Source organism: Microbacterium sp. 22195, assembly GCF_052056515.1.
In the GTDB taxonomy this organism is placed as follows: domain Bacteria; phylum Actinomycetota; class Actinomycetes; order Actinomycetales; family Microbacteriaceae; genus Microbacterium.
The window spans coordinates 1548039-1563709 of record NZ_JBQEPE010000001.1; the positions used below are offsets into that span (position 1 = coordinate 1548039).

Below are 15671 nucleotides of genomic sequence, written 5' to 3' on the forward strand. Positions count from 1 at the left end.
CCCTCCCCCTCCTCCCCCCCCCCCCCTCCCCCCCCCCGCGCCCGAAGGAGGCACCGCATGCCGCAGTTCCTCCCCGACCCCGATGTCACGCTCGACGACCTGATCGAGCAGCTCGGTGCAGGCCTCGCCTCGCGCTACGCACAAGTCGAGCTCGTGCTCATCGAAGCCGCCGCCCGACGCATGCGGAAGATCCTCGCACTCGAGCAGACCGGCGAGGAAGCAGCCGCCCTCGCCGCCCGCCAGCGCGCGCTCCGCGACGCTGAGCTTGAGCGCGCCGCGGCGCTCGCTGAGCTGCGCCGCCTCGCCCAGCAGGAAGTGGCGCGGATCCGCAAGGAGGGTCTGGCGCAGCAGATCGTCGCCGTCGCAGCCCAGGCTGGCCAGGCCGCCGCCGCGGCACAACTCGCCGGCGTGCGCGGCCGTGCACCCCGGGCGATCGGTACGACTGCCACCAACGCTGTCGCATCGCTCACCCTCGATCTGGAATCGAAGCTCGACGTCCTGAACGAGCGCATCACACGGATCCCCGACGACGTCTACAAGCAGGTCATGTCGCAGTACTCGCCGCGAGTGCTCCTCGGCGCGCAGACCACGCGCATCGCACAGGCCGCAGCCGTGCAGGATTTCCTCTCCCAGGGCATAGGCCACGTCGACTACCTCCGCAAGGACGGATCCGTGCACATGCGGATGCCGATCGGCTCCTACGCGGAGATGGTCGCCCGAACCTCATCCCAGCGCGCATGGGAAGACGCCACCATCTACCGGCTGCAGCAGTCCGGCGTGAATCTCGGCACCATCGCCGGCGGCGCGGATGCGTGCGCGAAGTGCGCTCCGTGGATTGGCGCCGTCGTCTCCTTCGACGGCACCAGCGGCACCGTGACCGTGCCCTCGGCTGTCGATGGGACGATGGTCACCGTCGACGTGAAGGGCAGCATCGGCGACGCCCGCGCGGCTGGATGGGGACACCCGAACTGCCGCGACCGCGTGGTCATGTACTCCCCCGGCCTCAGCAACCCGCAGACGGTGGAGCACGACCCCGCGGCAGAGAAGGAACGCGCGGAGCAGCGCCGCCTCGAGCGCGAGATCCGCTCGGCGAAGCGCGACGAGGCCGCCGCGATGAACGACACCGACCGGAAGCGTGCCGAGCAGGCTGTCCGTAACGCGCAGGGCAACATGCGCGACTTCATCAAGCAGACCGGCCGGCACCGCCAGTCGTACCGAGAACAGCTCGGCTTCGCCGATGGTCTCGGCGGTCCACGTCCCGAGTACTCCGCCCGCCCGCCGAAGGTGCCGCCGACTGTCCAGTTCCGCGCCGGCAAGGGCACGCCTGTGGGCGACGCGGCTCGGCATGCGGTCGCTCAGATCAGATCTGTGCACACCATCCCGCAGACGGTCGAACCCGTGTCGATCTCGCGGATGAGCGAGTTGCAGATGCGGTTCAGCCCGACGACCCTCGGACGGTACACGCGCGCGGATTCCGCGCTGATCCTGCGCCCGGACGCCGAGGTGGAGTTCACTGCCGTGCACGAGCTGGGTCACTGGCTCGACAACAAGCTGTTCGGCAATGACCGCATGTACGGGTCCGATCAGGTCACCAACGATGCGTGGCGGCGCTGGCAGGCGGCTGTGTTCGAGTCGCGGTCGTCGCAGGCGCTACGCAACGTGCTTGCACTGTCATCCGATCCGCGGATCACGCCCGAGCTCACGGCGACAGCCGAGTATCTGCTGGACCCTCGCGAGCAGTTCGCCCGCTCGTACGCCCAGTGGATCGCGACGCGCGCCGCGGACCAGACGTTGCTGGATCAACTCCGCACGTACACCACCGCCACGCACCCGGTTTTGCGGGCCTACCATTGGGCAGACGACGACTTCGAAGCGATCGGGTCGGCGCTCGATGACATCTTCCGTGAGAGAGGGCTGCTGAAGTGATCACGCCCGCGAACTACCACGACGGCATCACGTTCGAGGAAGCCGTCGACGGCTACCTGCAAGAGGGTCTCGACCGTGCCCGCGCCGAGGTGTACGCCAGGATCCTCACCTCACCGCCCAACCCCGAACTTCCGATCATCTGAGCCCCGCCCGTGCGGGGCTTTCTCGTTCCCGCCCCGCCGTGCCCTGCCTACGGCGGGGCGGGGCTACTTGGAGGCATCATGCTGCGCATCACCCACCCGCACCCCGAAGAGGGTCGTCAGGTCGCGTTCGGCGTCGAGTTCGTCGACGGTGTCGCGACCGTCGAGAGCTTGCACCCGGAGCGTGCGCTGGCGCTCACCCAGCACGGGCACACGATCACCAAGGTGTCGAACCCGCGACGGAAGAAGTCGAAGTGAACCTCCGCACGTACGCGACCATCGGCGACTACAACAACGTCGCCGAGGTCGAATGGCCCGCGTCCGACGTGGACACGTTGAACAAGCGCCTCCGTGCCGCGTCGATCGAGGTCGACAAGCTCACCCGGCTGTCGGTGTTCGCCGCCGATGAGGATGGCTACCCGACCGATCCGGACGTCGCAGACGCCTTCACTGAAGCGGCATGCGTGATCGTCGAGTACTGGCAGGAGACCGACGACCCGACAGGCGCGGACGCATATGCCGGCGCCGTGAAGATCGGCTCCGTGTCGCTCGGTACCACGTCCTCCTCGCAGGACTCGATGTCTGAGGCCGAGAAGCTGCGCCGCCGGATCGGTTCGCGCGCGATCGACGTGCTGATGAACGCGGGGCTGATTCCCGTGGCTGTCGCCCACACCTAGGAGGCACCATGACCCGCCTGCGCCCGAAGCACCTCCCCCACCGGGTCACGATCCAGGAACTCAAGGGCGAAGGCGCAGAGGGCGACATCTGGGCAACGGCTCAGCCCGATCGCCCCGCGTACGTGGAGCAGAAGACCCGGCTCGTCGTGGACCGTCGCGCGACGTCCCCCACGGTCGGCCAGGAGGTCACCGCGACGACTTTCGTCGTGCTCCTGCCCGACGACGACTGCCAGCCGCGGTCCCGAGTGACCGTCTGGCCCGGCACGCCGCGCGAGCGCACCGCCGAGGTCATCGACAGTGCGTTCTTCGACTACCACGGCACACCCTCACACGTGGAGCTGTACCTGGAATGAGGTGATCCTGTGGGCGTCAGCGCGTCCGTCAACCTCACCATGAACTTCCCGAGCGACGCCGAGCTCAACCAGCGCATCATGCGCGGCGAGAACCTCGCTGCCGAGCGCCTGCTCGCGCTCTCGTCCGCTGAGGCGCCATTCGACCTCGGCACGCTCGTCGGATCTGGCGCCGTCGAGAACGCCACGAGCCCGGAAGAGGGTGCAGCCGTGACCTTCGACACCCCGTACGCGGCCCGCCTGCACGAGCACCCCGAGTTCAACTTCCAGAACGGCCGCAAGGGCAAGTACGTCGAGGATCCGGCGCTGCAGCACAAGGACGAGCTCGGCGCGATCATCGCGAAGGAGATCGCAGATGGCTGATGCACCGGAGACCATCCTGAACCGCGCGCTCGCGCAGCTGCTCGACGATCACGACCTCGCCACCTACGCCACGTCCGGTGCGATCGGCGAACGCGGGATCCGTGTCGACGGCGTCATGCCGACCACGGTCAACGAGTTCACCCTGATCACCCCACTCCGACCGATCCCCGATGGTCGCGCCGACTTGATCTATCGCGCGCAGATCTACACCCGCCGGGTGGGCACGCTGCTAACCGTTCGGACATGGGCGGCTGGCCTGCGCGCCGTGCTCGACCAGGCCGAGTACACGCCCAACGTCCTCGGCATCTCGTTCGCCACCGAGTTCTCCGTGCTCGACTTCGAACCCGACACGCAGGGCCGCGCCGCGGTCGCCTGCACCTATCACTTCCGCGGACGCCGTCCGTAGGAACCACAGCCGGAAGCGCCGGCACCACAACGAAAGGACCGGTCATGGCCGACTCCACCCTGTATGACACCACGGCGCCCAGCGCGGGTTCCCTGGTCCTCGCCCACCAGCGACTGATCCGCCTCAAGCTCGGCGGCGTCTTCATCAACATCACGGGCGACGTGAACAACCTCGCCCTGAACCCGACGAAAATCCCCGTTCCCCGCGAGGTCTACGGCACCAAGGGCCGTTCCTCCGAGGACATTATCGGGTACAACTACGCCCCGTCGTTCAACGTCGAGGTCGTCCGCGACCCGGTGACCAAGCAGATCGTCGCCGCGCAGGCATGGTTCAAGGATCTCGTCAAGGCGGCATTCTCCGAGGGCGCCGCGAACAAGCGCGAATTCCAGCTGTTCACCGACGCTCTCGACGAGGACATGCCGGTCCTGCAGGGCACGTTCTCCGTCGCGTACAGCGAGGCGAACACCGGCTACGCCGACAAGGGCGTCGTCACCTTCACCCTCGCGAACGACGGCGTGGTCAACCAGATCACCCCGTCGCCGCTCGCCGGGTCCGGCGCCCCGATCCTGGAGTCCGCCACCCCGACGCTGCAGGCGCCCGGGAAGATCATCAAGGTCCGGGGCTACAAGCTCGGCAATGCGGTTTCCGCGACCGTCGGCGGCAAGGTCGTCGTCGAGCTGCGCGTCATCGACGAGTACACGGTCGCGATCCTCATCCCCGCCACCGTCACAGGCTCCTCGCCGATCATCGTGACCAACGCGGCTGGGGCGTCCAACTCGCTGCCCTACCAGGCAGCCTGATCGAAGGGATGGCAGGGATCCCATGATCACAGCAGAGAAGCAGGGCCGGAACCTCGTCCTCACCATGGAGGGGGTGGATCAGCCGTTCGTGATCCGCCCTCTCCCCGGGCATGCCGGCCGCCAGATCACCGACACGTACCTGGCGACCATGGGCGGCCGCCCCGACGTCGACCTGCTCGCCGCGCTGCAGATGGCCGTCGACGGCGCGATTCTCGACGGAGAGCGCTGGGTGCCTCGCCCGGAGGCCGAACAGGAGAACTTCAACCGGATCGGCATGGAGCTCTCGCAGGACGAATCCGAGCAGATCCTGATGCCCGCGTTCTTCTGGCAGACGATCCTCGGCATGGACGGGGTTCGCGCCTACATCGAGGGCGGTGAGGGCCTCGCCGGCACCCTAAAAGCATCGGGGGCGCTGTCCGTCCGGTTGGGTCTCTTGGTCCCGCGGACATCGCCCAGTTCGGACTAGGCGAGCCCGACGAGAACGGCATCTACCCGGAGTATCTCTACCCGCCCGGCTGGCGAGAATCGCGTGAGCAGGCGACAGCCGAACCGACGCGAGGACTCACGGCCGCCGAGTTGTGGACCATCGCCCTCCCGGAGCTCTTCGGCGAGATCGAGCTCGACCTCGCCCAGCATCACCTGATCACTGACCTCGACCGTGCCCTCGACACGCACACATGGCACTTCGTGCGCGGCGCCGTGGAGCGACTCATCGACATCGACGCCTCATGGCTCGGAAGGGCGGTGGCTGATGTTCGACGCGGGCGCTCTCGTGTTCAAGCTCCAGACGGTCGGGGCTCAGGTCTTCAAGCAGGACCAGGCTGACGCGAAGGCCGCGGTCGAGAAGACCGGTCAGGCGTCGAAGGAGTCCGCGGACAAGGTCACGGGTCTCGGCAAGTCGACCGATGAGACTCGCAAGCAGTCGAAGAAGCTCTCCGACGACATCAAGGAGCTGGAGAAGCAGGTCCGTGAAGAGGGCAGGGCCTCAGAGACGGCCGCGCAGAAGCTCGCTCGCCTGAAGCAGGAGCAGGTTGAGGCTGCGGCGGCCGCGAAGGAGCTCTCCAAGGTTCTGCTCGTCGCTGGTGCCGCCGCCGCGGCGATGGTCACCCTCGCGGTGGCGAAGAACGCCGAGTTCGATCAGGCGATGTCGCAGACCCGTGCCGCGACGATGGCGACCGCCGCCGAGCAGAAGACGCTCGGCGAGGCAGCGCTGAAGGCTGGCGCGGACACCGCGTACAGCGCGTCTGAGGCCGCCGCCGCGGAGGAAGAGCTCGCCAAGGCGGGTATCTCGGTCGCCGCGATCGTGGGCGGATCACTGAACGGTGCGCTGGCTCTCGCCGCCGCCGGCCAACTTCAGGTCGCGCGGTCCGCCGAGATCATGGCCACCACGCTCACCCAGTTCGGTCTCACCGCAGACAAGTCCGGGCACGTCGCCGACGTGCTCGCCGCGGGTGCAGGCAAGGCGCAAGGCGAGGTCGAGGATCTCGCGCTCGCTCTCACCTACGTCGGACCGCTCGCGAAGTCCGCCGGGTGGTCACTCGAAGAGACCGGCGGCACGCTCGCCTACTTCGCTTCGCAGGGAATCCTGGGCGAGAAGGCGGGCACGTCACTCCGTGGCGTTCTGGCGGCGCTGCAGGCGCCGTCCACGATCGCCGCGAAGACGATGGACCAGTATGGCCTGTCCGTGTACGACGCGAACGGGAAGATGCTGTCCGCTTCCCAGATGGCCGCGCAGCTGCAGCACGCATTCGGCGGCCTGACCGACCAGGAGCGGAACGCTGCGATGGGCCGCATCTTCGGCAACGAGTCCCTCACCGCCGCGACTCTGCTCTACAACGGCGGGGCGCAGGCGATCTCGAAGTGGACCGACGAGGTCAACGACAGCGGATTCGCCGCCGAGCAAGCTGCCATGCGGCAGGACAACCTCGCCGGCGACATCGAGAAGCTCGGTGGCGCGTTCGACACCGCACTGATCCGCACCGGCTCCAACGCCAACGACGTCCTGCGAGCCATGGTCCAGAACGTGACCATGCTCGTCGACATGTACGGGGACGCACCAGAGCCCGTGCAGGCCCTCGGGCTCGTGCTCGGCGTCGCCACTGCGGCGATCCTCCTGTTCGCCGGTGGGGCTGTCGGCGCCCGGGCCAAGTTCCTCGAGCTCAAGGCGACGCTCGACGCGACCAACGCGAGCATGGGGAAGACCGCGCTCGTGGGCGGCGCGGCTGGTCTTGCGCTCACTGGAATCATCGCCGTCGTAGGGCTCCTGATGAGCGTGCAGGCCGAGGGCCGGCAGGTCGCCGAGTCGTACGCCGACGCGATCGATGCGAGCACCGGCAAGGTCACCAAGGCTGCACGCGACATCGCTGTCGAGAACCTGTCCAAGGCCGGAGCCTGGTTCACGTTCAACTGGCAGTCGGCGTACGACGCCGCCGACAAGCTCGGTCTCAGCCTTGACACCGTCACCGATGCAGCGCTCGGGAACAAGAAGGCGCTCGCCGAGCTGGACATCTACCTCCGCGCCGCGGAGGAAGACCACGACGCCCTGAATCAGGTCGTGGAGGAGACCGGTCTCAGCCAGCGGGACGCGCTGTTCGCCGTCGGCGCTCTGAAGACGGGCATCGATCAGCAGAACATCGCCCTGAAGGAGGGCAAGAAGTTCCACGACCAGAGGTCCAGGGCCGAGGGCGAAGCCACCGAGGTCACTCAGACGGCGACTGAGGCATACCTGGACCAGGCCGGTTCGATCGACAAGCTCCAGAAGCAGCTGTCCGATCTGATCGACACGATCAACAAGGCGAACGGCGTCAACCAGGACGCGATCACGTCGAACATCGACTACCAGGAGACGCTCCGCACGGTCGATGAGCAGATCGCGAAGATCAAGTCCGGCGCGGACGGATACGCCAGGTCGCTCGACATCACCACCAAGGCAGGGTCCGACAACAAGGGCATGCTGGTGGAGCTCGCGCAGAAGGCGTGGGATGCCGCAGAGGCCCAGTTGCAGTTGGACGGGAACACGGACGGCTTCACGTCTCGCCTCGAGGCATCTCGTCAGAAGCTGTACGACACGGCGATTGCCATGGGCGCAACGGACGATGAGGCTGCGGCGCTGCGCGACAGCATCCTGGCGATCCCGTCCAAGAAGGAGATCCAGATGATCGCGGACACGGCGTCCGCGCAGAATCGGATCGATCAGTTCGTGCGCCTCAACAACGGCCGCACCGTGCGCGTGCACGTTGCGGTCGATGGTTCGCAGTCCTACAGAGTCGGCAGCAAGACGGTCGATTCGGGCTTCGCCAACGGCGCCCTGGTGCAGTACAACGCGAACGGCAACTTCACGCCGTCCGAGCACCACGTGGCGCAGATGCTCCGCGGCGGGGCGATCCGGGTCTGGAACGAACCGGAGACTCAGGGTGAGACGTACGTCCCCCACGCGATGTCGAAGCGGCCCCGATCCGAGGCGATCATGGCCGCCACCGCGGAGTTGTTCGGCGGCGTCTACATCCCGGCCGGCGCGAAGGCCTTCGCGGACGGCGGCGGGGTGTTGGCGCGTCCCAGCGGCGGTTCGGATGTGGTCGCGCTCCTGCAGCTGATCGCGGCGAAGCTGGACCGCCCGAACGTCTCCCTCACCGGGAGCATCGAGAAGGACTGGTGGCGCGCGATCCGGGATCTGCGCGACGAGAGCGGAGGTATCGGCTGATGTACTCGGTGAACGGCGTGCCGTTGGATAACGAGGAGATGGGGTGGCGATTCCGCGCCCCGTCTCAGCCGCTGTCTGGCCTGTCGCGGGAGCGCACCACGCTCTCCGCGGCAGGCCGTGACGGCGTGATCTCGGTGCCGGGCGCGACGTTCGGTGCGGTCGGCCTGCCCCTGATGGTGCAGACTCCGCGCGCCCAGCACGAGGCGCTCGTGGCGCTGTTCGCCGAGGACGGCGTCCTGTCCCTGACGGACACCCCGACCCGGCAGGCGCGGTTCGAGTTCCTCGCATCGTCGCCCGCTGGGCATGGTGCAGCGGACGAGGTCATCGACGTGACCTGCACGATCCGGCTGATCGATGCCACTTGGCGCGACGTCGACGTGACCACGTTCACCGCTGCGCTCTCGGCGGCGTCCGTGCCCCTGTCGTGCTGGCCCGCGCACCCGTCCGGTGTGCTTTCCCAGGTGCGGAACCATTTCACGAACCCGCGGCTCGTCGGCAACGGCCAGCGGGTGACGGTGTGGGAGAACCTGTTCACCAACCCCGGGTTCGAGACGGGCAGCGGAACCATCGAACTGCGACGGAACATCTTCAGCGACACGGTCCCGGCTTCGGTCACGGCCGTGTCCTCGAACCTGGCCCGCTGGTTCCGGTCGTCGGGGTCGACGGTGCCCGCCACGCTCGAGACGAGCGGGTGGTGGGCGCGGTTCGACGCGGCTGGCACTGCCTATGCCGATGGCACGATCGCGCGAGCATCCGACTGGGGTGTGAATGGTCTGGTCGTTCTGCCGTCGACGACGTATGTGCTCTCCTTCGAGATGGAGCGCGCCGCGGGATCCGGGGTTCCACGGGTCGACCGGTACGAGTACACATCCACGGGGACCGGGGTCGGCGGGCGCACCAACACGCCGCTGACCCAGGACCCTGCCACAGGGCGTTGGTTCACGACCTTTACCACCGCGGCAACCGTCGAGCGAGTCACCCTCATCCTGATGAACGGGAGCCTGACCACCATCGCGGCCACGGACTGGTGGCGCTTCCGCCGCACGATGATGGAGGCGGCGCCGACGCTGCGGCCGTACTTCGCACCCGCGAACACCGACACCGCGGCGATCATCCCGGACCCGGACATGGCCACATCGTTCACCGGGGCGACGAACGCATCCCCGTCGATCATGACGGGCGTGACTCCCGCCGCCCCGGCCGCAGGGCACATCGCGAATGGCGGATCGTCAGCGTGCATCCTCACATCCGGCGCAGGAGTGCAACACGGCACGAAGGCGCTGCGGATCATCCCCCTCGGTACATCTGTCGAGTCGCACTACCAGATCAGCGGGTACAACCTGACTCTGCTCGGTGCCGGCAAGACGTACACGGCGTTGGCGACGGTCACCGTGCTCACCGCGCAGACAGGCACCCAGTCCACGAACGCGCGCTCGCTGGTGTCGACAGATTCGGTCAACTCGAACTTCAACCAGAAGGCGACAGCACCGAACGTCCCCGGCACCTACCCGCTTCGGATCACGTTCACCGTGCCGTCGACTGCGACGTGGGCCGTGATTCGCCTGTTCGACGGGGTCAGCGCCGGGAACGGCGAGGTCGTCTGGGACGACGTGACCATCGTCGAGGGCGTCTACAACGGGCCGCACATCTCTCCCGATGCCGCATACGGCGACCCGGACCTTCAGGTGGTGTGGGCGGGAGCGGCGAACGCGTCCACCGCGCGAGTGACCGGCGAGGTCGTGGCCGGGGTGCCAAGCATCGCGGATCGGTGTGTCGCAGTGCGGTCGTCGAAGGTGGTGAACGGCGTGGCGCTGCCTCTGCGGCTGATCGCGAAGCGGAACACGAACGACACGTTCGTGAACTTCTCGGTTCCGGTCGCTGCACGCACCGATGGCGGCACGCTCCTCGCCACCCGATACCAGGAGGCACCCATCGCGGGCCTGATCCCGCGAGCACTCTGGATCGGGAGCCCCGCTCAGGAGATCCCACCGGTCAACGAGAGCGGCATCCGCGAATATCGCCTCAAGTACGGTCCACTGACATCTGACGGCGGCGCTCGCTTCTATCACGGGGCGGCGCAGGGTACGCCGGATGTCTGGTGGTCGATGCCCGCTCTCGTCGCGGGTAGCTACGACGGCCCATCCTTCCCTGATACGGCGACAGCGAGTCGTCTGGTCGTGGATGCGTGGGACGGCACCGTTGATGCATCGTCTTCGACGCGGACCACGTACGAGTCCTGGGACGGTGGCCTGTCGGCACCGGTGCAGGACGCGATCGTGCGGGTCAAGGGCGCGGTGACGGGTCTGACGATCACGGATGCCTCGGGTGCGTGGCTCAGCTTCCCGACGATCCCCGCCGGGCAGTGGCTGCGCGTCGAGGGGCGTCGGGCGTTCCTGACGACCACCGACGTCTGGACGGGCGGCACGGACGTGTCCGGGGATCTCCGGCAGGGCGGCCCGCGCCGCCGGTTCGAGATCACCCCGAAGCGCGGCGCGTCGCCGGATGCCCGCGCCGGGCAGCTGACGGTCGCGACCGGCAGCCGCACCGGGGCGGTGATCGAAGTGCGAGGCCGCGGGGCGTACCTGCAAGCAGAGAGGTGACCCACCCATGATGCACGTGCAGCTGCGCCGCTACCTTCCGGACGCGACCACGCCGGCGGAGGTGCTCGACACGATCGAGATCCGCCACGCGGGCGTCGCCTCGGCGACCGCTGCGATCACCGTCAGGGTGTCGCTGGCGGTCGCCGACGGCATCCGTCAGTGGATCGAAGATCACCCCGGGCAGGCGTTCATCGTCGGCTTGGAGTACTCGGTCGACAGCGGCCCGTGGCAGGCGCCCCGGAACGACCTGTTCGTGCTCTACAAGGGTGCCGCGGACGACACCGACCCGGCCCGGGTGCAGCAGCTCACCGGCATGGACTGGGTGTCGTGGCAGACCGCCCGCACCTACCTGCACTGGTCGCCGGCGGCCGTGAACAACGAGCGGTCCTGGACGGCCATCTCGGCGGGTGGACTGCTGGCCACACTGGTTGGCGAGTCGAAGGGCCGCGGCTGGGCGCCGGGCCTGTCGATCGACTTCACCGCGACCGCCGATTCCGCCGGTGTCGCGTGGGCGGCTGGTGACAAGGCCGATCAGACGTTCCGGCTGCTCACCCCGGTGTCGCAGATCCTCGGCGCGCTCACCGAGCAGGGCATGTGCGACTGGTGGTCGGAGGGCCGCAAGCTGCGCCTGTTCCGCCCCGGCACGGGCACCGACCACACCGAGGTCGTGCTCGGCGGCGCAGATTTCACCCGCGCACCTGGCGAGTGGGACTTCTCCGGCGTCTTCACGAACCTCACGGTCGTGCCGGAGAAGGCATACACCTGGCTGTACCTGACCAACACGGGCGCCGACACGTCGTTCGGGCGTCTCGAGGCGACCATGACGCAGTCGGACGTCGCCGACCACGCCACCGCGACCCGCCTCGCGCAGCCCACCCTCGAAGGTGGGAAGGCTGCGAAGCGGGAGCAGTCGTACGAGTGGGTCGTTCGCGACGGGATGCCCCGACCGTGGGTGGACTTCAATATCGGCGACCTGGTCACCATCGACACTGCCTTCGGGCCTCGGGTCGAGCGGGTCGTGGAGCTCGTCGTCCGCGTTACCGACGATCAGGTGGTCTGCTCGGCGGTCATGGGCGACAAGCTACTCTCCGCGGTCGCGCGGCGCGACCGGCGTGCACAGTCCGCGGTCATCGGGTCCATCATCGGCGGATCCGGGAACGGGCTCCCCTCCGCCGGCGGGCCGACCGTCTCGGCGCCCGTCGCGCCGACCGGGCTGCACGTCGACTCGAACACGCCCTCCTGGCAGGCCGACGGGACCGCACTGGCGACCATCGTGCTGGCGTGGGATGCGGTCACGCAGAGCGAGGACGGATCCGCGGTCGACGTCGCCGGCTACGAGGTCGCACATCGTCTCGCCTCCGGCACGGCGATCGTCGAATCGGTCAGCGGGATCAGCTTCACCACGACCGCGTGGGAGCCGGGCATCACCCGGTACGCGAAGGTCCGCGCCGTGCCCCGCGTCGGGCAGCCCGGTGCGTGGTCGACGGAGATCGCCGTGACCCCGGCCACCCCGGCATCCGTTGTCCCGAAGGCGCCGACCGGGCTGGCCGTGGTGTCGAACACCGCGGCGTTCCTCGCTGACGGGCGGAGCATCGCGACGGTCACCCTCGGGTGGACTCCCGTCACCCAGTCGGTCGACAACCAGACGGTCACGATCGCCGAGTACGAGGTGCTGTACGGCCTCGAAACGGTGAGGGTGAGGGCGGCATCCGCGACGGTGAAGATCCCGACCGGCGCGACGGTCTCCGTGACCGTCCGGGCCCGGACGAGCATCGCCGTGTGGGGCGACCCCTCGACCGCGCTCCCGGTGACCGGCGCGGCACCGGCGGGAACGCTGGCCGCGCCGACCGCGCCCGTGCTCACCTCGGACGTATCCACGGTCGTCGCGACCTGGGACGGCCAGCTGACCTCCGGTGCGCCCGGGTCGTCGTTCGACTTCGTCTACACCGACGTCGCACCCGACGTCGCCGGTGCGCCGGGGACGTGGCGCACTCTCGGGCAGACGCTCGCGGGCGCCGGGTCCGCGTCGTTCCCCGGCGTGATGGATGACGTCATGTGGGTGCGGTTCCGGCCGGTCGACAAGCTCGGCCGGATCGGCGCGGCATCCGCCTCACGGTCGATCGTCGTGGTCGGCACGGACGGCGACAACATCGTCGCGGGGTCGATCGAGGTCAACCACGTCTCGCCCAGCTTCGGGGACTCCCTGAACCTGCAGGCGAACGGCAGCATCAACCTGCTCGCCGGGCGCGCGGATGCCGCCGCGGAAGCGCTCAACGCTCAGCAGTCCGAGTTGGACGCGCAGGCGGTGCAGCTCGCGGCGGCGCAGGCGGCGGCGGATGCCGCGGCATCCGGGGCGTCGGCGGCGGGGATCGCGGCGGCTGCAGCGGCAGCGCAGGCCGCGGCGGCTCAGGCCGGCGTGGACAACCTGTCGCTGGCGGTGCAGATCACCCCGACGGATGTGCGGATCTCTCGGCCGGGCGCACCGGTCGCGCTGCACCTGTCGAACGATCAGGCGTCGTTCCGGCGCAACGGCGTCGCACAGACGTGGTGGGACGAGACGCAGATGATCGTGCCGAAGTTGAAAGCAAGTCAGGTGATCGTCGGGCAGACGGTCATCACGGAGGGAGCCGGTCGCACGACCTGGCAGCGCCTCTGAGATCACACGGAAGGGCCATCCTGCGGGGTGGCCCTTCCTGCATGAGCGGGGGTCGGCATGACGGTCAGGGTCACGTTCAACGAAACCGGGCCGATCACCCAGTTCCTCCTCGACGTCGACTACATCGGCATGTCGATCGACGGGAACTACAGCATCGTCGACGTCCGCATCCGGAACGTGAACACCGGCTCGGGTACCACCAGCTGGTACGGCGGCGCCGGTGTCCACACGGGCAGCATCGACGGCGTCGGCGAGTTCGCCCGTTGGCAGGTCGGCTCGAACTTCCTGAACAAGGTCGGCTCCGGCGTCACCCGGTGGGACATCTGGAAGCGCGTCAACATCCCGCACAGCCCGGACGGCACCCGCGGCCCGGCGGTCGTGCGCATGCACGTCCAGTACGGGTCGATCACCCGTGACGGTGAGTTCTGGCTGAGCCTGCCGACGATCCCGCGCGCGACCACGCCACGCTTCCGCGTGGACTCCACCGACGTCACGGCGTTCGATGCCGGTACGGCGATGACCGTGTTCCTCGATCGCGCGTCCGCGTCATTCACCCACGACGTGACCTTCCAATTCGGGACGCAGTCGGGCACGATCGCGACCGGCGCCGGAGTGTCCGCCGCGTGGACGCCGCCACTGTCGCTGCTGTCCGAGATCCCGAACGCCACCGCCGGCACCGGCACGGTGACCGTGGTGACCAAGAACGGCTCGACCGTCATCGGCACCATCGGCAAGCAGTTCACGCTCCGCGCGCCCGCATCCGTGATCCCCACGATCTCCGGCATCAACGTCGCCGACGACAACCCCGACGTCGCGTCCCGGGTCGGCGCGTTCGTGCAGGGCCAGTCCCGGCTCAAGGCGACTGTCGTCGCGGCCGGCATCTACGGGTCCACGATCTCCTCGAGCATGGTCACCGTCGACGGGCAGACCGTCCCCTCCGGGCAGTCACTCCCGCTCCCACAGTCCGGCACGCGCGTCGTCGCCGCGGCGGTCACCGACTCCCGCGGCCGCACCGCGTCGAACTCCGGCAACGTCACGGTCCTGCCGTACGACCTGCCGCAGATCGTCGACTTCACCGTGCAGCGTGCGACCTCTGCCGGCGTCCCGTCGTCCACTGGCGCCTACCTGCTGATGACGCTGAACGCCGCCGTGACGTCGCTGGTCAACGGCACCGAGAAGAACGCGATGACGATCACCGTCGCCACCCGCCCCCGCGGCGGATCGGCGTGGACCGACCGGAACGTGATCACGCCCGGCCTGACCTACAACACCTCCGTGCTGGTGTCCGGCGGCGGGATCTTCCTGACGACCACCGCGTGGGACGTTCGCGTGACGGTGGCCGACAAGCTGCAGTCCGCGCAGGACTTCTACCTCGCACCGACCGCGGGCGCGATCCTCGACGCGACGCCGACGAAGGTCGCCATCGGGAAGATGGTCGAGGACGCCGGGCCGGCGCTCCAGTTGCAGGGCCCGGCGCGTGTGTACGACGGCGACCTCGAAGCAGACATCGAGCTGCGGCACCGCGGCGGGTACGCCGTCGAGCCCGTCGGCATCCTCGTGGCCTTCGCTGGCGCGACAGCACCGTCAGGATGGCTGCTCTGCGACGGCTCGGCCGTCAGCCGCACCACCTACGCGACACTGTTCGCCGTGATCGGGACCGCCTACGGGGCCGGCAACGGGTCGTCCACGTTCAACGTGCCCGACCTGCGAGGCCGCATCCCCGTCGGTCGCGACAGCACGCAGACCGAGTTCGACGCGCTGGGCGAGACCGGCGGCGAGAAGACCCACAAGCTCACGCCGTCCGAGATGCCGACGCACAACCACGCGGCACCCTCCGGGTACTTCTACGTGGAATCCCCGAACGGGTCCATGCGCCGCGCCGCGACCATCAACAACGCCGGCTCGAACGGGGAAGACGGCGTGTGGCGTCAGCGCATCGCCGAGTCCGGCGGCAGCCCCATGGGCACGGCGAACTCGGGCGGCGACGGCGTGCACAACAACCTGCAGCCGTACGTCGTCACCAACCACATCATCAAGGCCTTCTGAGAGGGGA

The 15671-nt window shown here is 68.5% G+C and carries 13 protein-coding genes; all 13 read left to right on the top strand.

Features of this window, described 5'->3' with window-relative positions:
• Window positions 1–57 precede the first annotated feature (57 nt).
• A complete protein-coding gene (locus ACTJJ4_RS07655; protein ID WP_440942721.1) occupies window positions 58–1926 on the top strand; it encodes a phage minor capsid protein in 1869 nt (622 codons plus the stop codon).
• Window positions 1923–2069: a hypothetical protein gene (locus ACTJJ4_RS07660; protein WP_440942722.1), complete on the top strand. Its 147-nt coding sequence runs from the start codon at window positions 1923–1925 to the stop codon at window positions 2067–2069. Before ACTJJ4_RS07655 ends, ACTJJ4_RS07660 begins: the two co-directional genes overlap by 4 nt.
• Window positions 2070–2147: 78 nt before the next feature.
• Window positions 2148–2324 (top strand): hypothetical protein, encoded by a 177-nt coding sequence (locus ACTJJ4_RS07665; RefSeq protein WP_440942723.1) that lies wholly within the window; start codon window positions 2148–2150, stop codon window positions 2322–2324.
• The gene (locus ACTJJ4_RS07670) at window positions 2321–2743 is read left to right on the top strand and encodes a hypothetical protein (protein ID WP_440942724.1); all 423 of its coding nucleotides are present in this window, start codon (window positions 2321–2323) and stop codon (window positions 2741–2743) included. The genes ACTJJ4_RS07665 and ACTJJ4_RS07670 overlap by 4 nt, the downstream gene beginning before the upstream one ends.
• An 8-nt stretch (window positions 2744–2751) precedes the next feature.
• Entirely contained in the window at window positions 2752–3096 is a 345-nt protein-coding gene (locus tag ACTJJ4_RS07675; protein WP_440942725.1) for a hypothetical protein, read from the top strand.
• 9 nt (window positions 3097–3105) lie between these two features.
• Window positions 3106–3456: a hypothetical protein gene (locus ACTJJ4_RS07680; RefSeq protein ID WP_440942726.1), complete on the top strand. Its 351-nt coding sequence runs from the start codon at window positions 3106–3108 to the stop codon at window positions 3454–3456.
• Complete coding sequence (locus ACTJJ4_RS07685; protein ID WP_440942727.1) at window positions 3449–3862, top strand: hypothetical protein; 414 nt, start codon at window positions 3449–3451, stop codon at window positions 3860–3862. The genes ACTJJ4_RS07680 and ACTJJ4_RS07685 overlap by 8 nt, the downstream gene beginning before the upstream one ends.
• Window positions 3863–3906: 44 nt before the next feature.
• Window positions 3907–4662 carry a hypothetical protein gene (locus tag ACTJJ4_RS07690; protein ID WP_440942728.1) on the top strand — a complete coding sequence of 252 codons (756 nt, stop codon included), beginning with the start codon at window positions 3907–3909 and terminating at the stop codon, window positions 4660–4662.
• A 22-nt stretch (window positions 4663–4684) separates the two neighbouring features.
• Window positions 4685–5128: a hypothetical protein gene (locus ACTJJ4_RS07695; RefSeq protein WP_440942729.1), complete on the top strand. Its 444-nt coding sequence runs from the start codon at window positions 4685–4687 to the stop codon at window positions 5126–5128.
• A gap of 285 nt (window positions 5129–5413) precedes the next feature.
• Complete coding sequence (locus ACTJJ4_RS07700; protein WP_440942730.1) at window positions 5414–8362, top strand: phage tail tape measure protein; 2949 nt, start codon at window positions 5414–5416, stop codon at window positions 8360–8362.
• On the top strand, window positions 8362–10962 hold the full coding sequence (locus tag ACTJJ4_RS07705) for a hypothetical protein (RefSeq protein WP_440942731.1): 2601 nt from the start codon (window positions 8362–8364) through the stop codon (window positions 10960–10962). The genes ACTJJ4_RS07700 and ACTJJ4_RS07705 overlap by 1 nt, the downstream gene beginning before the upstream one ends.
• A gap of 7 nt (window positions 10963–10969) precedes the next feature.
• Window positions 10970–13618 carry a hypothetical protein gene (locus ACTJJ4_RS07710; protein ID WP_440942732.1) on the top strand — a complete coding sequence of 883 codons (2649 nt, stop codon included), beginning with the start codon at window positions 10970–10972 and terminating at the stop codon, window positions 13616–13618.
• A 57-nt stretch (window positions 13619–13675) separates the two neighbouring features.
• A complete protein-coding gene (locus tag ACTJJ4_RS07715; protein ID WP_440942733.1) occupies window positions 13676–15664 on the top strand; it encodes a DUF859 family phage minor structural protein in 1989 nt (662 codons plus the stop codon).
• Window positions 15665–15671: the final 7 nt, after the last annotated feature.